The sequence below is a fragment of the Megasphaera stantonii genome (assembly GCF_025567065.1).
GTDB classification, from domain to species: Bacteria; Bacillota; Negativicutes; order Veillonellales; family Megasphaeraceae; genus Megasphaera; species Megasphaera stantonii.
Window position 1 is genome coordinate 2490 of the sequence record NZ_JAOQKD010000001.1, and the last position, 18935, is coordinate 21424.

Below are 18935 nucleotides of genomic sequence, written 5' to 3' on the forward strand. Positions count from 1 at the left end.
GAGCCGCTGGTGGGATACCAACCTTGTTTTATTGGGATTCTAACGAGAGACGTAACGAGTCTTTGGACAGTCTCAGGCGGGCAGTTTGACTGGGGCGGTCGCCTCCGAAAGAGCAACGGAGGCGCCCAAAGGTTCCCTCAGCGCGGACGGAAACCGCGCGAAGAGTGTAAAGGCAGAAGGGAGCTTGACTGCGAGACGGACAGGTCGAGCAGGGACGAAAGTCGGGCTTAGTGATCCGGTGGTAGAGAGTGGAATTGCCATCGCTCAACGGATAAAAGCTACCCTGGGGATAACAGGCTTATCTCTCCCAAGAGTCCATATCGACGGGGAGGTTTGGCACCTCGATGTCGGCTCATCACATCCTGGGGCTGAAGTAGGTCCCAAGGGTTGGGCTGTTCGCCCATTAAAGTGGTACGCGAGCTGGGTTCAGAACGTCGTGAGACAGTTCGGTCCCTATCCATCGCGGGCGGAAGAAACTTGAAAGGGGCTGCTCCTAGTACGAGAGGACCGGAGTGGACGGACCAATGGTGTACCAGTCATGGCGCCAGCCGTGCAGCTGGGTAGCTACGTCCGGGACGGATAAACGCTGAAAGCATCTAAGCGTGAAACCAGCCTAAAGATGAGGTTTCTCATTGTGAAAGCAAGTAAGGTCCCATGAAGACGACATGGTAGATAGGCCGGGAGTGGAAGTGCAGTGATGCACGGAGCGGACCGGTACTAATAGACCGAGGGCTTGACTTAAGTAGAGAAGCGGTTTTAAAAGAGCGAAAGCGACGCGTAAAACCGACTGAATCACTTATCCTTTAGGGTAAGCAGAGAAGCGCTTACTCCCGAAGGGAGTGGGTGAGGAAATCTGGAAGCAGGTTCTGAAAAAGGAAGACCGTAACAGAGCGGAGGCTCGTTAAGGAAGTTCGTTTTATGCAGTTGTAAGGGCACGGGCCCTTAGGAAAATTCAGTGGCGATAGCTGCGGGGATCCACCTGTTCCCATGCCGAACACAGCAGTTAAGCCCGCAAACGCCGAAAGTACTTGGGGGGAGGCCCCCTGGAAGGATAGGAAGCCGCTGATTATTATAGGGGTATAGCTCAATTGGTAGAGTAGCGGTCTCCAAAACCGTCGGTTGAGGGTTCAAGTCCTTCTGCCCCTGCCAAAAAGGGATTATATCTGTTAGCGATTTAATCCCTTCCATGACTCGGTAGCTCAGCTGGATAGAGTGACTGACTACGAATCAGTAGGTCTAGGGTTCGAATCCCTACCGGGTCACCACAGAACAGCTCATGCAATTTGTATGAGCTGTTTTTTTGTATACTTAAATGGGCGTAATGATTTTACTTTTGACTGTGTTTCTATTAAAATATATTCAAAAGTCTAAATATATGAGGAGTACTAACATGAAGATTTCAGAGATCGGCGAATTTGGATTCATTGATGCCGTCAAGGAAGGGACCTTGTTTAATCCTTCTTCTGTCGTCGTGGGAATTGGCGACGACGGCGCTGTGTATAAGACGACAGAAGGCATGGAACAAATTGCCGTCATTGATACGATGGTCGAGGGGAGTCATTTCATCATAGGGAAGACGGCTTCCTGGTTTGACGTCGGGTATAAAGCAGTGGCTTCTAATTTAAGCGATATCGCCGCGATGGGAGGCATTCCGACGCATATCGTCCTGTCTACTGCAATTCCTACGGATATGGAAATGGCTGATTTGACGGCGCTGTATGAGGGAATGAAAGACATATGCAAAACCTACGGCGTCAATATTATTGGCGGGGATACGGTTTTGTCTAAAGGCGCGTTAGTCATCACTGTGGCGGCCTTTGGCGAAGTGGAGTCAGGGAAAGCTATTTGCCGCAGCGGAGCCAAGCCGGGCGATGTCGTCGCCGTTTCGCATACGATTGGCGATTCTGCCGGCGGTCTGGATGTACTTCTTCATGGGATAGATGGGTATACTCATTTGAAAAAAGCTCATCAATTTCCAACGCCGCAGATACAACTAGGACGAGCTTTGGTAGCATATCGTGCCCATAGTTTAAATGACATCAGCGACGGCTTAGCTAGCGAATCCAATGAAATTGCCAAGGCCAGCGGCGTCGATTTGATATTGGATAAAGAGGCGATTCCCTGCAGCGAGGAGCTGCGGCAATGGGCCCAGTCTGTACAGAAAGATATATATGCCTATGTATTTAACGGCGGAGAAGATTATGAGTTGATCTTTACGATGGCTCCCGACGATTTCGAAGCCCTGCGGAGGGAGTATCCCTATGTGACGGCCATTGGGCAGGTATGGCCCGGCAAGGGACAGGTATATGTCCGGCATGAGGGAAAGACGTCTGTATTACAGCCGACTGGTTGGAATCATTTTCATAGGTGAGGAGATGCGTCATGATAGATATAGAAACACATTCGGAACAAGATACGATTGCCTTAGGCGCTGCGTTAGGACGAGTTTTAAGCGACGGCGACGTATTAGCGCTGCAGGGGGATTTGGGCGCGGGAAAAACGCATTTTGTCCAAGGCATTGCTAAGGGAATGGGCATTGACGAGCCCGTCGTCAGTCCGACGTTCACTATATTGAACTATTATGAACATGCCGTTCCGCTGCAGCATTTTGATTTTTATCGTCTGGAAGACGAATATGAATTAGACGATTTGGGTTTTGACGATTACTTGACGAGAGGCGTGACCGTCATCGAGTGGTCGGAAAAATTCCCCGAACGCCTGCCGGAGGACGCGGCTCGCGTTTTTATCGAAAAAAAGGGTTTGACGGAACGCATCTTTCATTTTGAATTTAACGGCGCCCGCTGGGCTGCCGCGGAAAAAGAGGTAGAGTCTTATGTTGTTAGCCATTGAAACATCCAGCCTTGTGTCGAGCGTGGCCCTTTTACATGAGCAGACGCTGCGGGCGGAGCTTACGATACAAGCAAGATTAACCCATTCGGAACAGCTGATGCCGCATATCGCCGATATGCTGGATAAGGCGTCGGTAGGCAAAGCCGATATCGACGGGATTGTCGTATCTATCGGACCGGGGTCTTTTACGGGGCTGCGCATCGGCTTGGCGACGGCTAAGGGATTGGCCTTTGCCTGGCAGACGCCTATTGTCGGCATAGAAACGCCGACGAGTTTGGCTTGGAATTTTGTAGGAAATGCGGATAAAATCTGTCCTCTTATCGACGCGCAGAAGGGGAACGTGTACGCATCGGTATACAAGTGGAACCGGGGCATACTGGAAACGCTGGACGACGTGTCTGTCATGCCGTTGGACGACGTATTGGAACGGCTGCAGCAGCAGGGCGAGCCCGTCGTATTTTGCGGAGACGGTGCCTTGCTGGGCCGGCAGAAGATTGCCGCTGCCAGCGATTTATTCCGCATCGCACCGCCGACGATGGTCATTCCCCGTGCTGGCAGTTTGGCCCTTGCCGGCCAGCAGCGCCTGGCCGCTGGAGAGGCAGACGACTGCATGACCTTGACGCCGGCGTACAAGCGCCGGAGCGAGGCGGAGGTATTGTGGGAAAAACGTCATGGAGGCCAACGGTGCCTATGATTGTAAGAAAAGCAGAAGAGGCTGACGCCCAAGGCATTTTCGACGTAGAGACAGAATCTTTTTCCGTGCCGTGGTCGTTGCAGGCGATAACCAGAGAGCTGGCCAATCCGAATTTGACCATGTATTACGTATTAGCCGATGAAGATGGAACTATTGCCGGATATGCCGGGTTGTGGCGCGTTCTTGACGAAGGGCAGATTACGAACATCGCGCTGAAACAGCAGTACCGCCGGCAAGGCTACGGTGAACTGCTGCTGCGGGTCTTGATGGAAGCGGCTTGGGAAGACGGATGCAGCGATATTTTTTTGGAAGTGCGCGTTTCTAATATCGGGGCGCTGCATTTGTACCGCAAATTAGGATATCAGGTCCTGTCAGTACGGAAAAACTATTATTCTGAGCCGGAAGAAGACGCCTACGTAATGGACTGTAAAAAAGAAAATTATCAGTGGATTACCAATTCATATAAAAAGGATGAGTAAGGATGTATACTTTAGCACTGGAAACGAGTTGCGACGAAACGTCGGCCGCCGTCATTCAGGACGGACGGCAGATTCTTTCTAATATCATATCGACGCAGGTGCCGATTCACCGTAAATTCGGCGGCGTCGTCCCGGAAATTGCTTCGCGGCAGCATATCGAATACGTCATGCCGATTATTAAAGAAGCTCTCGATACGGCGCATGTGTCGCTGCAGGAGATAGATCACATTGGCGTTACCTATGGTCCGGGGTTAGTCGGCGCGCTGCTGGTCGGTGTCGCGGCCGCCAAGGCCCTGAGCTTTGCCTTGGATAAGCCCTTGGTCGGCGTCAACCACATGGAGGGACATATTTTTGCCAATTTCCTCAGCCATCCCGAGCTGGAGCCGCCCTTTTTGGCTCTGGTCGTGTCGGGGGGCCACACGCAGCTGGTAAAAATCGAAGGATACAATACGTTTACGCTGCTGGGGCAGACGCGGGATGACGCGGCGGGGGAAGCCTTCGATAAAATTGCCCGCGTCATGGGCTATCCCTATCCTGGCGGCCCGCAGATCGACAAGCTGGCGAAGGACGGAAATCCTGACGCCATTGCATTTCCTAAGGCCCTGCATGAAAAGCATAACTTTGAATTCAGCTTCAGCGGCTTAAAATCGGCGGTGCTGAATTACCTTCATACACAGGAACAGCGAAAGCAGCCCTATGACGTACACGACGTTGCGGCAAGCTTCCAAAAGACCGTAGTGGAAACGCTGGTAGAAAAGACCATGGACGCAGCGGCGTACTGCGGCATGAACAAGATTGCCGTTGCCGGCGGCGTTTCGGCCAACAGCGCCTTAGCCGCGGCGATGGAACAGGCCTGCGCAGCCCACGGGTATTCGTTTTATCGGCCAGAGCCCGTTTTATGTACGGACAACGGGGCGATGATTGGATGCCGGGCTTATTACATGGCCCTGGAAGGGCATTTCGCCGATTTAACGCTCAACGCCAAGCCGGCCTTGGCGATTTCCTCGTATTAAAGAGGTCCTGATTATGTCTTCTATCGAAACGATTTGCCGCAGTGCCAGCGCCTTGTCGGACGTACAAATTCATATTCTAAAAAACAGCGAAGATTTGCTGCAGTTTGCCAGCGACTTATCCCATCGGGAGCTGCTGGTCTTTGTGCCGGGGCAGAAGGCTGGCACGGTAGTCTTGGCGGCGCAGCGCCTCCCGCTGCTGCAGCCGGCGGAAACGCAGGCGAATAGAAAAAAAGCCGGAACAGTCTGCGCCGGGTACGAAGAACCGGTCGTGCTGCAGGTACTGCAGACGGGGCAGATGATGCAAGGCAGCAAAGAGGTAGATTATGGGCGTATTGAGCCGCTGTTCGCCTATCCTTTCGTCGATAACGGCGGGGAAACGATCGCCGTCGTCGCCTTTGTCGGCACAATAGAAAGCAACCGCGATATGCTGACTGAAACGGCTTTTTTGGCCCTGCAGGTTCCCATCGAGAGGGATTTCCGCAAGCTGTACCGCCCCTTATCCGTCCAGGACGGCGTCATCCTCATCAACTGCAACGGCGTCGTGATTTACGCGGACGAAATGGCGGAAAGCATCATGCACATGCGCGGATATTCCGGCATGCTGGTCGGTTCTAATATCTACAACAGCCGGACCAATCTGACCGGCGCGAAGCAGGCCCTGGCGACGCGGGAAGGCTTTGCCGAGGACATTACCTTCGGGGAAGTCGTCGTCACGCGGCGGGTCATTCCTCTGCTGCGGCGCGGCAAGGTATATCGGGTCATAGCTATTTTGACGGAGCGGACTGAGTTGTATCGCAAAGAAGAAGAGCTGATGATCAAGACGTCGGTTATCAAGGAAATTCACCACCGCGTAAAAAATAATTTGCAGACTGTCGCCAGCCTGCTGCGCATGCAGATGCGCAGGACCGAAAGCCGGGAGGCGAAGGATGTGCTGCAGGAAAGCGTAAACCGCATACTCAGCATTTCCTTGGTTCATGAAATTTTATCGCACCACGACGAAGAATCTATTGATATCTGCGTAGTCGCCAAACAGCTGCTGTCGCTGCTGACTCATGGCATGGCCGGGGCGGAATGCCGCGTCAGGACGTCGTTTTCCGGAAACGAGCTGCCCCTGCCGTCGGATATGGCTACGTCGCTGGCGTTAGTGCTGAATGAACTGATTACTAATGCCATCATCCACGGCTTTGAGGGGCTGGACGAAGGGGAAGTGCGCGTCGCCGTGACGCAGGCAGGGACGACGTGCGCGCTGACCGTCAGCGATACGGGCGTCGGCATGACCTTGCCGCAAGGCGGCGAAGGGCGCAAGCATTTGGGCCTGACAATCGTCCGCACGTTGGTGGAAAAGGATTTAAAAGGAGAGTTGTCGTTTACTCCCGTTGTGCCGCACGGCACGGAAGTACGAATACAGTTTTCTATTGCAGAGAGGGGATAACGAATATGGGGTATCGCGTCGTAATTGGGGACGATGAATCTATCATCCGGCTGGATTTATGCGAAATGCTCGAAGAAGCCGGCCATGTGGTCGTGGGGGAAGCGGCCGACGGCGTGGAAGCGCTGGAATTGGCGCGGAAAGAAAAGCCGGATATCGTATTGCTGGACATCAAAATGCCGCGGCTGGACGGCATCCATGCGGCTAAAATGATCTGCCACGAACGCATTGCGCCGGTTTTGCTGCTGACGGCTTACAGCCAGCAGGACGTCGTCGAGCAAGCCAAGGATTCGGGTGTGCTGGGATATTTGGTCAAGCCCGTGAGCCCGGTCAACCTGTTTCCTGCCATGGAAATCGCCATATCTCAGTTTAAACGGCAGGAAGAAACGGCGCGGCGGCTCTGGGAAATGAACGAGCGCATAGAGACGAGAAAAGTCGTCGAAAAGGCAAAGGGATACTTGATGGAGCTGTATAAGATATCCGAACAGGAGGCGTATCGCCGCCTGCAGCAATACAGCATGAAAAAGCGCCGTTCGTTAAAATCCGTTGCCGAGGCGGTCGTCGCCAGCGCAGAGCAGCGCCGCGGCGGCTCGACGTAAGGGTTGCGAAAAAAAGAAGACAAAAGTCTTGACTTTTTCACCTTTCATGAGTAATATATATATTGTAATTAGCACTCGGATACAGCGAGTGCTAACAAGATGAAAGATACAGTGTATGATTGAGGAGGAATATAAAATGTTAAAACCGTTAGGAGATCGCGTTGTTATCCGCGTATTGGAACAAGAAGAAAAAACTGCCAGCGGCATCTTTTTGCCTGATACGGCTAAAGAAAAACCGAGCCAGGGCGAAGTCGTTGCCGTAGGTCCAGGCAAAGTGCAGGACAATGGCAGCCGCGTTGCATTGGATGTAAAAGTCGGCGACAAGATTATTTTCTCCAAATATGCAGGCACGGAAGTCAAATATGAAGGCACTGAATATTTGATCGTCAGCGAACGCGACATCTTGGCTATTTGCTAATTTTATAGAACCTAGATTACTTTACATACAGGAGAGTGTTTAACAATGGCAAAACAGATTTTGTTCAATGAAGAAGCACGCCGCGCTTTGGGCAAAGGCGTCGACGCTTTGGCAAACGCAGTAAAAGTGACGTTGGGACCTAAAGGCCGCAACGTCGTGTTGGATAAGAAATTCGGCGCCCCGACGATTACGAACGACGGCGTAACGATTGCCCGCGACATTGAATTGGAAGATCCCTTTGAAAACATGGGCGCACAGCTCGTCAAAGAAGTCGCTACGAAGACAAACGACGTAGCAGGCGACGGCACGACGACGGCTACGCTGCTGGCTCAGGCTATGATCCAGGAAGGCATGCGCAACGTAGCGGCCGGCGCAAACCCGATGATTTTGAAACGGGGCATTGAAAAAGCTGTCGCTAAATTGGTAGAAGAAATCAAACAGCGTTCCATCGCCGTTTCCGATAAAGCCGCTATTGCTCAGGTAGCATCTATTTCCGCAGGCGACGAAGAAATCGGCGGCCTCATTGCCGACGCTATGGAAAAAGTTGGTAAAGACGGCGTCATCACCGTTGAAGAATCCAAGACGATGGGTACGCAGCTGTCTGTCGTCGAAGGCATGCAGTTCGACCGCGGCTACATTTCCCCGTACATGGTAACGGATCCGGATAAGATGGAAGCCGTTATGACTGAACCGTACATCCTCGTTACGGATCGCAAAATCGCTTCTATTCAGGAAATGCTCCCTGTCCTCGAAAAAGTCGTACAGGCTGGGAAAGAACTCCTCATCATCGCAGAAGACGTAGAAGGCGAAGCGTTGGCTACGTTGGTAGTCAACAAGCTCCGCGGCACCTTCAGAGCCGTTGCCGTTAAGGCTCCGGGCTTCGGCGACCGCCGCAAAGCAATGCTTCAGGATATCGCTATCCTCACCGGCGCTACTGTCATTACAGAAGACGTAGGCCGCAAACTTGACAGCATTACGATGGAAGACCTCGGCACGGCTCGTCAGGTTCGCGTTACGAAGGACGAAACGACGATTGTTGAAGGTCACGGCAACGCTGAAGAAATCAAAAACCGCGTTGCGCAGATCAAAGCGCAGATTGCTGAAACGACGTCTGATTTCGATAAAGAAAAATTGCAGGAACGCTTGGCCAAGATGTCCGGCGGCGTAGCTGTCATCGAAGTCGGCGCTGCGACGGAAGTTGAATTGAAAGATAAGAAGCTTCGCCTCGAAGACGCCTTGAATGCTACGCGCGCAGCTGTTGAAGAAGGCATCGTAGCCGGCGGCGGCACGACGTTCATCGACATTCTCCCGGCTTTGGATGAATTCCATGAAGAAGGCGACGTACAGACGGGCATCAACCTCGTAAAACGCGCTATTGAAGAACCGGTTCGTCAGATTGCCGCTAATGCAGGCTTGGAAGGCTCGGTTATCGTAGCGAAGGTTAAAGCATCCGATAAGGGCGTTGGCTTTAACGCGCTGACGGAAGAATACGTCGACATGGTAAAAGCCGGTATCGTAGACCCGGCTAAGGTTACGCGTACGGCCTTGCAGAACGCTGCTTCCATCGCCGCTTTGGTATTGACGACGGAAACGTTGGTTGCAGACAAACCGGAACCGGCTCCGGCAGCCCTGGCAGCTCCCGGCATGGGCGGCATGCCTGGCATGATGTAAGAGTTGCTCTTACCTGTGTAAATGTAATTGCAAAAGCTCTCGTGATTTTTCGCGAGAGCTTTTTTTACGTGCATTTTTCTTGACCTTTCGCTTAAAATTTTATATGATAGGGAAGTTCAATTCTTAGCTATATCAGGAGATGTCGTTTTTTTATGAACCACCGTATTTCATTGCGTCAATTTCTGCCTCTGGCGGGGATTACCGTTTCGGCTTTTTTATTTAATACGTCGGAATTTATGCCGATTGGACTGCTGACGAGCATCGCTTCGGATTTTCAGATTACCGAAGCGCAGGCCGGCGTCATGATATCGGCCTATTCCTGGGCGGTTACGATTTTATCTCTGCCGCTCATGCTGCTGGCCTGCAAGGTAGAATACCGCAAGCTGCTGCTGATGACGCTGGGCATGTTTTGTCTGGGGCAGGCACTATCGGCTTTTTCCAGCCAATATGCATTGCTGACGGCGTCGCGCATCTGCGTGGCCTGCGCTCATTCCGTCTTTTGGTCTATTGCGGCTCCTATGGCCGTTCAGCTCGTAGAAAAGGAACATCGCTCGACGGCGCTGAGCATGGTGGCGACGGGAACTTCTATCGCGATGATTTTAGGCCTGCCTTTAGGCCGCGTCATCGGCTTGTATATTGGCTGGCGCATGACCTTTTTGACGATCGGCATCATATCTTTTCTCACCTTGGTTTATATATGGCGCGTATTTCCGCAGATTCCCAGCCGCTCGGCTTTCTCGGTACGGCAGCTGCCGGAGCTCGTTAAAAATCCCGTCTTGATTCGTTTATATGGGCTGACCGTAGTCATGGCGACGGCATATTATACGAGTTACAGCTATATCGAACCGTTTTTGCAGCAGATTGGCGGTATGTCGGAAGAGAGGATTACTTTGACGCTGATTCTTTTCGGCCTCAGCGGATTAGGCGGCAGCGTCTTGTTTTCGCGCGGCTACGGCCATTTTCGCTTCGGAATGCTTCGCCTGTCGTTTATCTGCATGGCTGTGCCGCCATTATTGCTGCACGCGGCTTCAGGCAGCTTGTATGCCGTCATGATATTATGCGCGGTCCTCGGCATGGCTGCTACGATTTTCAACGTATCTTTCCAGGCCGAACTAATTCAGCATACGTCTCTCGGTGCGGCTGCCGTGGCGATGTCTATCTTTTCTGGCATCTTCAACTTGGGAATCGGCAGCGGAACCTGGATTGGCGGCATGGTTTCTACGTACAGTTCTATTGCCTATATCGGCTATGCCGGAGGCGGCTTGGCGGCTGCGGCGTCGGCGTATTGTATTTTCAGCTTTATCAAACGGCTGAAACAAGGGTAATTGCGGTAAAATGGATGTGTAAGGCCGGCGAGCAGGCTGGGACATAGAGGCGTCAGAATTCATCAAAAAATTTTCAAAAAAGTACTTGCATTTTTTCTTTCTTACTAGTATAATAAATATCGTTCCAGTGAGAACACATGAGTTATTCCTCAATAGCTCAGTCGGTAGAGCAATCGGCTGTTAACCGATTTGTCGTAGGTTCGAGTCCTACTTGAGGAGCCATGGCCCCTTGGTCAAGTGGTTTAAGACACCGCCCTTTCACGGCGAGAACATGGGTTCGAATCCCGTAGGGGTCACCACTATCCGGGCGATTAGCTCAGCTGGGAGAGCGCCTGCCTTACAAGCAGGATGTCAGCAGTTCGATCCTGTTATCGCCCACCAGACTCGAGAGCGCTAGTGCAGTGATGCACTAGCGTTTTTTTTCGTATACGGAGATATACTTTAATATGGAAAACAGCCAGATATGCCGGGGCACATCTGGCTGTTGTGTCAGGATTCTGTTGGTTTTTTCAGGGATTGCTTTAATTTTTTGATCGATAAGCCGACGCGGCCGCGGGAGCTGTCGACGGAGATGATGACGGCATCGACGACGTCTCCGACGCTGATGACGTCGGTCGGGTGGCGGAAGGGATGATTGCACAGCTCGGAGCGGTGAATCAGCCCCGGTGTCTTTAATCCGAAGTCGACGAACGCGCCGAAGTCGACGACGTTGTGGACGGTGCCGCGGACGACGGTTCCTATTTTTAATTCGTCCAGAGATACGACGTTGCGGCGCGTCAGCGGCAGAGGGAATTCACTGCGGACATCGCGGCCCGGCTTGCGCAGCTCTTCCAGGATATCGCGGATCGTCGGCTCGCCGGCCTGGAATTTGGCGGCCAGGACGGGGACGGCATTCATCTGCACCTTGCTTTGCAGGGCGCGGAGCTTCGCTTCGTCGTGGAGGTCTGCTTTCGTCAGGCCATAATGGCTGATGATTTTTTCTGTCAGCTCGTACGATTCGGGATGGACCGACGTGTTGTCCAAGGGTTCGTCGCCGCCTTTAATGCGCAGGAAGCCGGCGCACTGCGTAAAGGTAGCCGGGCCTAAGCGGTTGACCGACAGCAGCTCCTGCCGGCTGTGAAAGGGGCCGTTTTCCTTGCGGTAGGCGACGATATTGGCCGCCGTGGCCGCCGTCAAGCCCGACACGTGCTGCAGCAGGGCTGCCGACGCCGTGTTGAGGTCGACGCCGACGTAGTTGACGACGGATTCGACGACGGCGTCCAGGGCGGCTGATAAGGACTTTTGGTTGACGTCGTGCTGATATTGGCCGACGCCGATTGATTTCGGGTCGATTTTGACGGCCTCTGCCAGGGGATCCTGAATCCGGCGGGCAATGGATACGGCTCCGCGGATGGTGACATCCAGGTCGGGCAGCTCTTCCCTAGCCAGATCGGACGCAGAGTAGACCGACGCGCCTGATTCGTTGGCGATGATGTAGCGGCAGGATAAGTCGTTTTCCTGAATGAGGCCGGCTACGAACTGCTCCGTTTCATAAGAGGCCGTGCCGTTTCCGATAGATAAGAGCGTTACGCCGTGATTTTGAATCATGCTCAGGAGGGTGTCGGCGCTGGCGCGGCGCTGTTTTTCCGAGCCGGTCAAATAGCAGACGCCGTAATCGAGGACGTTGCCCGTCGCGTCGATGACGGCGGCCTTGCAGCCCGTGCGGTATCCCGGGTCCAGGCCTAAGATTACCTGTCCGGCAAAGGGCGGCTGGAGGAGCAGGCTGCGCAGGTTCTTGGCGAAGATAGAAATGGCCTGCTTTTCGGCCCGTTCTGTCAGGTCGCTGCGGATTTCCCGTTCCAACTGGGGGAAGATGAGGCGCTTATAGCTGTCGGCTGCTGCTGCGGCGATGATCTGCCCGTAAGGCGAATCGCAGACTGTTACGTCTTGTATGAGCTTGCCGATGTTGGCGTCCGGCGTGTCGGTCAGAGTTACCTTCAGCAGCTTCTGCGCTTCTCCTCGGTTGATGGCCAGTATGCGGTGGCTGGGAAGGGAGGCGATGCGGCCGCTGAAGTCCTTATAGGTCAGCATGGCCTTGGCTTCGTCCTCTTCGACTAACAGGGCGCATTCCAGCTTTGACGTTTTCCACAAGGCGCGGCGGAGATACTGACGGTACGGCGCAAGCTCGGACATGCGTTCCGCTAAAATATTGGCCGCGCCGGCAATGGCGTCTTCGATTGTCGGTATCGTTTCATTCAGGTAAGATGCGGCGGCCTCTTCCGGAGACGGCCCGTGGGGATCCTGCTGCCAGAAGATGTCGGCCAGCGGCTCCAGCCCGGCGTCGCGGGCCATGGACGCTTTTGTCCGTTTTTTCGGCTTATAAGGCATGTAAAGGTCTTCGATTTCCTGCAGCTTGCCGGCCTGGTCTAGGAGACGGCCTAATTCTTCCGTCCACTGGCCTTGCTCCATAATGGACTGGCGCACGGCTTCGCGGCGGCTGGACAGGGCTTGTTCATATTCGTACTGCTCCTGGATTTGGCGCAGCTGTATTTCGTTCAGCATACCCGTCGCTTCCTTGCGGTAACGGGCGATAAAGGGAATCGTGTTGCCGCTTTGCAGGAGGCTCAGGGCCGTCTGGATTTGCTTTTCTGACACGTGTATCGTATGAGCGATTGTTTGAATAATGTGTTGGTCTGTCATGGAAAACTCCTTTCTAATATAGTATATATATTATGCTTGCAAATTTTGTATTCGTCAAATTAAAAAATTTTATCTATTTATATTGAAAAATCTATTAATAACCGTTACAATGTAATAGAGAATACTTTCGCATATTATATGTTTAGTTAGTATGCTCAGTATCCTTGCACAAAAGGGGGGAAACGATATGAATATTGCCGAATTATTACGGAGTAACGGCTACAAGGTTACGCCGCAGCGGCTGGCTGTATACGATGCGATCGATCATAATATGACCCATCCCAACGCAGAATCCATTTACCAGCAGCTCCAGCCCCAGTATCCATCGATGAGCTTGGCGACGGTGTACAAGACCATGGAGATTTTTGCAAAAATCGGCGTAGTAAAAATTTTGCAGTGCGGCGAAGACGCCCACCGCTACGATTATAATACATCCCAGCACGCCCATATACGGTGCGTCAAATGCAACCGCGTGCTCGACGTCGATATCGACGAAGGCCAGCTGGCCAGACAGGCCGAGGCGCAGACAGGATTTTCTGTCAGCGGCGTGAGTTTGTCTTTCCTGGGTGTATGCAAGGACTGCCAGGAGGCAGAATAATAAAAAATACGAAGAGCGCTGCAGCGAAGTGACATACTATTTGCTGCAGCCTTTTTCTTATGCGAGGTGAAGAAATATGCTGCATATAGGATGTCATCTGTCCGTTTCTCAGGGCTTTCGCCATATGGGCGAGGAAGCTCTGACCATCGGGGCCGATACGTTTCAGTTTTTTACGCGCAATCCCCGCGGCGGCAGTGTCCGCAAGCTGGATATAGACGATATGAAACAGCTGAACGAGCTCATGGCGGCCCATGATTTTGCGCCTATTCTGGCCCATGCGCCGTATACGCTCAACGGCTGTTCCAAGACGGAGAGAACGCGGCAGTTTGCCGTCGAAGCGATGAGCGAGGATTTGCAGCGGCTGGAATATCTGGATAACTGCCGTTACAATTTTCATCCCGGCAGCCACGTCGGGCAGGGCGCGGACGAGGGAATCCGCCTCATTGCGTCCATGATGAACCAATGCATGTTTTCGGGACAAAAGACGATGGTGCTGCTGGAAACCATGGCCGGCAAGGGGACGGAAGTAGGCCGCAGCTTTGAAGAGCTGGCGGCTATTATCGACAAGGTGCAATTCTCCGATAAGGTAGGCGTCTGCCTGGATACGTGCCACGTATTTGACGGCGGCTATGACATTACGGAGCACCTGGACGAGGTGCTGGAGCAGTTTGACCGCCTTATTGGATTGGAGCGGCTGAAGGCCGTTCATATTAACGACAGCAAAAATCCCCTGGGCAGCCGCAAGGACCGGCATGAAAAAATCGGCGAAGGCCATATCGGACTGGAGGCATTTCGGAAGATTATCAACCATCCGGCCCTGCGGACGTTGCCGTTTTATCTGGAAACTCCTAACGAGTTAGACGGCTACGCCAGGGAAATTGCTATGCTGCGGGACTTATACTGCGAATAAGGAGGGATTGCCTATGCGGATTCTGCATACGGCAGATTGGCATTTAGGAAAACTATTTTACGGCGATTACCTGACGGACGACCAGGCCTATGTGCTGACGGAACAGCTTCTGCCGATGATCCGGGACGAGGGCATCGACGCCGTCGTGCTGGCCGGCGACGTATACGACCGCAGCCTGCCGCCGGCAGACGCCGTGGCCTTGTTTGATGAAATCGCGACGAAGATTACGGCGGAAACGGGCGTTCCCTTTTTCGTCATCAGCGGCAATCATGACAGCGCGGCCCGCCTGTCCTTCGGCAGCCGGATGCTGGAAAAACAGGGGTTTTATATTGCCGGGGAACTCGACAAGCTGATCGGGCCGGTCGTCCTGCACGACGCCTATGGGCCCGTGGCCTTTGTGCTCCTGCCGTTTATCGAGCCGGCAGCGGCCAGGCTGTATTTCGGCGACGATACGATCCGCAGCCATGAGGACGCCTTAGCCCGTTTTATAGACAGCCGGCGCGCCGGAACGGCGATGCGGACGGTCTGCGTCGCCCATGTCTTCGCTGCCGGCGGCGAAAGCAGCGATTCAGAACGCCCGTTGTCGATCGGCGGCAGCGACGCCGTTTCGCCGGCCTTGTTTTCCGACTATACGTATACGGCTCTGGGCCATCTCCACGGGCCGCAGCAGGTGGGCGGGCCGAACGTGTGCTATGCCGGCAGCCTGCTGAAATATTCCTTCGGCGAATGGAGGCAGAAAAAAGGAGCCGTCATCGTGGATATAGACGAAAAGGGCGGGACGGCGACGTCGTTTTTGCCCTTTTCTCCCCGCCATGACGTACGCGTTGTCGAGGGCTTGTTTGAGGATATCATGGCCGGCGAAGACTTGCATACCGACGACTATATCCTGTTCCGCCTGACCGATACGGCTCCGATTCTGGATGGCATGGCTAAGCTGCGGCAGAAATATCCGCGAGCGGCGGCGCTGGAAATGCCGAACCGTCAAAGCGGCGGCACGGGAGAGCGGGATTTCGACCTGCGCAGGACTACGGAGCGGCAGCTGTTTGAGAGCTTTGCCGCTGCCATGATGCCGGACCGGCCGCTGACGGAGGCCGAGCAGGCTTGTATGGACGATTTATGGACGGATATGCTGCAGCGGGAAGGAGACGGCTTGTTGTGAAACCCTTATATTTGGAAATGAACGCCTTCGGCCCCTATGCCGGGCGTCAGGTCATTGATTTTAGCCGGCTGGAAGAACACAAGCTGTTTTTGATATACGGGCCGACCGGCGCCGGTAAGACGACCGTGCTGGACGCGATGTGCTATGCCCTGTACGGCGAAACGAGCGGAAACCGCCGCTCAGGCGCCCATATGCGCAGCGAATACGCCTCGCCGGAAGAGGAGACATACATCGTTTTCGCCTTTGCCATCGGGCCGGCGCGGTACTGCGTCGAGCGAAGGCCGGAGCAGCAGATAGCGAAAAAGCGCGGCACTGGCTTAAAGAAATCGGCGGCGTCGGCCGCCTTATACGCCGTGGACGAAAAGGGCGAAAAAACGGCGGTCATTGCGACGAAAAAGGTCGGCGAAGAGGTGGAACGGCTGCTGGGCTTTAAGGCCGAGCAATTCCGGCAGGTCGTCCTGCTGCCGCAGGGAGATTTCCGCCGGTTGCTGCTGGCCAGCTCGGCGGACCGCCAGCAGATTATGCAGACCTTGTTTCATACCCAGCGCTACGCCCGGCTGCAGGAGTTGGCAAAGGAAAAATACAACGATATCCTGTCGCAGTACGACTTGCGCAAAGAGCGCATCGTCCAGCTTTTGCAGAGCCTGGGGGCCGATGATGCCGAGGCGCTGACTGCTATGGAACTGGCTGCAGACGAAGAACAACGGCTGCGTCAGGGAGAATTGGACGCGGCTATAGCCGACCGCGACGCTTATCAGAAAACGGTCCAGGACGCGCAGGTATTGTACAGCCATTGGCAGAACCTGAAGGAAAGCAGCAGGCTGCAGAAACAGCTGCGGCAGCAGGAAACTGCTATGGCGGAGAAGCAGGCCTATATCGACGTGCTGCGCCGCGCACAGCTGTTGGCGGAACCGTGCCGCCAGCTCGACGATATACAGGCTCAGGGCGTCACCGCCGGCAAAAAAGCCGGCGAAGCTGCCGTACAGGCCGAACGGGCGCTGCAGCGCCTTCAGGCTGTGCGCAAAGAGGCCGAAGCGCTGCAGGCACAGGGTGCGGCTCATGACGCCGACGCAAGGCAGCTCGTGCTGCTGCAGAACATGGCGGAAAAAGCCGAGCAGTATGGAGACCTGTGCCGCAAAGCCCGGCAGCTGGCGGACCAGAGCCGGCACGCCGATGAGATATTGGCGGCGCTGCAGAAGGAACGGGAGGCTCTGCAGGCCCGGATCGACGCCGGACGGGCGGAGGTAGCCGGCCAACCCGAACTGGCCGCGGCGTGGGAACAGGCCAAAGGGCAGGCCGCTGCCTGGGAAGAACGGCTGAATCGGGAAGCGGCAATAGAGGCCTTGGCTGAGGAAATCGCACAGAGGGAACGAGCGTGCTGGGCTGCTGAGGACGCCTGCCGCCGGGCCGCCGCCGGGGCGGAGCAGGCGCGGCTAGATTACGAAGGCGTACAAGCCTTGTTTTTACAGGGGCAGGCTGCTTTGCTGGCTAAGGAACTGAAAGCAGGAGAGCCGTGTCCCGTTTGCGGCGCGACGGAGCATCCTATGCCGGCTCCTTTGGCGGCTCATATGCCGCGGAAGGAGGACGTAGAAGCGCGGAAACGGCAGGCCCGGCAGCGCGATGAGGAGCGCCGTCAGGCTGAACTGACGCTCCAGCGCGTACAGGCGGAATTTCAAAGCCTGAAACGGCAGCGCGACGACCTGCGCGCTCAGTATCCTTTTGAATATACGTCCGCCCAATGGCAGGCACGGTTGGACGAGCAGAAGCAGAAGGTTAGCCTCCTGGGAGAACAAGCCGCCCGGGCAGAACGGACGAGAGCCGCCGTGACGCAGTGGGAGCTGAAGCAAAAGGAAGAAATACAAAAAGAAGAACAGGCCCGCCGGCAGGCGGAAGCGGCCCGACTTGCCGCCGCGCAGAGCCAGTCGGCGAAGGAACAGGCTGAAGCGGACGTGCCGGCAGCATATCGGGACGCCGCCGTACTGAGACGGCATATGGATGATCTGAGCCAGCGCGTCAAATCCTATGACGCACAGGCGGAGCGGAGCCGAAAAGCCGTCGTCGACGCCGAAAAGGAGGCCGTGCGCTGGACGGAGCAGGAGCGCCTGCTGCAGGCACAGGTGACGGCCCTGCGAAATCAGTATAAAGCGTACGCTGCCGATTTGAAGGAACGGGTTCGCCAGGCGGGCCTGGAAAGCCTGCAGCGATGCCGGGACCTGCAGCCCTTCATAGGCACCATCGACAGGGAGCAGCAGGCTGTCGACGAATATAATCGGGATGTACAGCAGGTACAGGGCCGGATAGCGCAGGAAGAAAAGGCCGTCGGCTTGCAGCCGGAACCGGATATGGCGGCATATAAGGCGCAGCTTGACGAAAAAAACAAGTTGTGCCAGCGAATATCTGAATCCTGTGCCGCCGCGGCGATACGCTGCCAGGAGCTGCGCCGGGGGCGGGAGCAGATTGCCGCATGGCAGGGAGAGCAAGCGGAGCTGTCGGCTCGGTATGAGGCTGTCGGTTCCGTATATGAACTGATTTCCGGCCAGCATACAGGCGTCAACTTCGAGCGGTATGTACTGGGAGCGCTTCTCGACGAAGTCTTGGCGGCGGCCAACGCCCGCCTCGATTTGATGAGCCGCCGGCGGTATGAGCTGCAGCGTTCTCGCTCGTGGGACGATAAGCGCGTGCGGCGCATCGGCCTGGATATCGAAGTATTCGACAACTATACGGGATATGCCCGTCCGGCCAATACGCTCTCCGGCGGTGAGACCTTTTTAGCTTCCCTGGCCCTGGCCTTGGGACTGGCTGACGTGGTACAGGCCTATTCCGGCGGCATTCACCTCGATACGATATTTATCGACGAAGGCTTCGGCACCCTCGACGGGGAAACGCTGGATTTCGCCTTAAAGGCCCTGATGGAACTCAAGCAGGGAGGCCGTCTCGTCGGCATCATCTCCCATGTGCCGGAGCTGAGAGAACGCATCGACGCGCGCCTGGCCGTCCATAAGACCGACCGGGGCAGCACGGCCGACTTCGAATTGCCGTAATTCGTAAAATTTATTTGAATCCCTTTCCAAATGGTAATATAATGAAACCTAATAACGCTATGATACAGGA

Annotated in this window: 15 protein-coding genes, 5 tRNA genes and 2 rRNA genes (1 of these 22 only partly in view); 21 read left to right on the forward strand and 1 reads right to left on the reverse strand. The window is 54.7% G+C overall.

Translation table 11 applies throughout. The annotated features are described in order from the left end of the window. From OCV58_RS00010 to OCV58_RS00090, 17 genes are all read left to right on the forward strand, one after another. Positions 1-741: ribosomal RNA gene (locus OCV58_RS00010) — 23S ribosomal RNA — on the forward strand; it begins 2176 nt to the left of the window's first position. Between the two features lie 210 nt (positions 742-951). Then, a 5S ribosomal RNA gene (gene rrf, locus OCV58_RS00015) occupies positions 952-1068 on the forward strand. Positions 1069-1073: 5 nt separating this feature from the next. Beyond that, positions 1074-1149 (forward strand) — tRNA-Trp (locus tag OCV58_RS00020). Positions 1150-1188: 39 nt separating this feature from the next. After that, positions 1189-1265 (forward strand) — tRNA-Arg (locus OCV58_RS00025). 125 nt (positions 1266-1390) lie between these two features. After that, complete coding sequence (thiL, locus tag OCV58_RS00030) at positions 1391-2371, forward strand: thiamine-phosphate kinase (protein ID WP_154876534.1); 981 nt, start codon at positions 1391-1393, stop codon at positions 2369-2371. Positions 2372-2382: 11 nt separating this feature from the next. Beyond that, the gene (gene tsaE, locus OCV58_RS00035; RefSeq protein ID WP_095629546.1) at positions 2383-2850 is read left to right on the forward strand and encodes a tRNA (adenosine(37)-N6)-threonylcarbamoyltransferase complex ATPase subunit type 1 TsaE; all 468 of its coding nucleotides are present in this window, start codon (positions 2383-2385) and stop codon (positions 2848-2850) included. After that, positions 2834-3544 carry a tRNA (adenosine(37)-N6)-threonylcarbamoyltransferase complex dimerization subunit type 1 TsaB gene (gene tsaB / locus OCV58_RS00040; protein WP_087478848.1) on the forward strand — a complete coding sequence of 237 codons (711 nt, stop codon included), beginning with the start codon at positions 2834-2836 and terminating at the stop codon, positions 3542-3544. The genes tsaE and tsaB overlap by 17 nt, the downstream gene beginning before the upstream one ends. Further along, on the forward strand, positions 3541-4023 hold the full coding sequence (rimI, locus tag OCV58_RS00045) for a ribosomal protein S18-alanine N-acetyltransferase (RefSeq protein ID WP_087478849.1): 483 nt from the start codon (positions 3541-3543) through the stop codon (positions 4021-4023). Before tsaB ends, rimI begins: the two co-directional genes overlap by 4 nt. A gap of 2 nt (positions 4024-4025) precedes the next feature. Continuing rightward, the gene (tsaD, locus tag OCV58_RS00050) at positions 4026-5036 is read left to right on the forward strand and encodes a tRNA (adenosine(37)-N6)-threonylcarbamoyltransferase complex transferase subunit TsaD (protein ID WP_087478850.1); all 1011 of its coding nucleotides are present in this window, start codon (positions 4026-4028) and stop codon (positions 5034-5036) included. A 13-nt stretch (positions 5037-5049) separates the two neighbouring features. Then, the gene (locus OCV58_RS00055) at positions 5050-6468 is read left to right on the forward strand and encodes a sensor histidine kinase (protein ID WP_095629542.1); all 1419 of its coding nucleotides are present in this window, start codon (positions 5050-5052) and stop codon (positions 6466-6468) included. A gap of 5 nt (positions 6469-6473) precedes the next feature. Then, positions 6474-7064 carry an ANTAR domain-containing response regulator gene (locus tag OCV58_RS00060; protein WP_154876535.1) on the forward strand — a complete coding sequence of 197 codons (591 nt, stop codon included), beginning with the start codon at positions 6474-6476 and terminating at the stop codon, positions 7062-7064. Positions 7065-7200: 136 nt separating this feature from the next. Continuing rightward, a complete protein-coding gene (gene groES, locus OCV58_RS00065; RefSeq protein WP_087478853.1) occupies positions 7201-7482 on the forward strand; it encodes a co-chaperone GroES in 282 nt (93 codons plus the stop codon). A gap of 45 nt (positions 7483-7527) precedes the next feature. Beyond that, on the forward strand, positions 7528-9153 hold the full coding sequence (gene groL / locus OCV58_RS00070; protein ID WP_154876536.1) for a chaperonin GroEL: 1626 nt from the start codon (positions 7528-7530) through the stop codon (positions 9151-9153). A gap of 152 nt (positions 9154-9305) precedes the next feature. After that, positions 9306-10478 (forward strand): sugar transporter, encoded by a 1173-nt coding sequence (locus tag OCV58_RS00075; protein ID WP_154876537.1) that lies wholly within the window; start codon positions 9306-9308, stop codon positions 10476-10478. Positions 10479-10624: 146 nt separating this feature from the next. Continuing rightward, positions 10625-10700 (forward strand) — tRNA-Asn (locus OCV58_RS00080). 1 nt (position 10701) lies between these two features. Next, positions 10702-10777 (forward strand) — tRNA-Glu (locus tag OCV58_RS00085). 6 nt (positions 10778-10783) lie between these two features. Continuing rightward, positions 10784-10859: transfer RNA gene (locus OCV58_RS00090), tRNA-Val, on the forward strand. A gap of 108 nt (positions 10860-10967) precedes the next feature. Here OCV58_RS00090 and OCV58_RS00095 read toward each other — a convergent pair. Continuing rightward, positions 10968-13157, reverse strand: coding sequence for a Tex family protein (locus OCV58_RS00095; protein WP_154876538.1), 2190 nt, complete (start codon positions 13155-13157; stop codon positions 10968-10970). A 187-nt stretch (positions 13158-13344) separates the two neighbouring features. Here OCV58_RS00095 and OCV58_RS00100 point away from each other — a divergent pair, with 187 nt between their 5' ends. The 4 genes from OCV58_RS00100 to OCV58_RS00115 all read left to right on the forward strand — a co-directional run bounded on the left by OCV58_RS00100 (position 13345) and on the right by OCV58_RS00115 (position 18865). After that, positions 13345-13755 (forward strand): Fur family transcriptional regulator, encoded by a 411-nt coding sequence (locus OCV58_RS00100; protein ID WP_087477986.1) that lies wholly within the window; start codon positions 13345-13347, stop codon positions 13753-13755. Positions 13756-13831: 76 nt separating this feature from the next. Beyond that, positions 13832-14665: a deoxyribonuclease IV gene (locus OCV58_RS00105; protein ID WP_154876539.1), complete on the forward strand. Its 834-nt coding sequence runs from the start codon at positions 13832-13834 to the stop codon at positions 14663-14665. A 13-nt stretch (positions 14666-14678) separates the two neighbouring features. Beyond that, positions 14679-15824 (forward strand): exonuclease SbcCD subunit D, encoded by a 1146-nt coding sequence (locus tag OCV58_RS00110; RefSeq protein ID WP_154876540.1) that lies wholly within the window; start codon positions 14679-14681, stop codon positions 15822-15824. A gap of 17 nt (positions 15825-15841) precedes the next feature. Beyond that, positions 15842-18865, forward strand: coding sequence for an AAA family ATPase (locus tag OCV58_RS00115; RefSeq protein WP_449566816.1), 3024 nt, complete (start codon positions 15842-15844; stop codon positions 18863-18865). Positions 18866-18935: the final 70 nt, after the last annotated feature.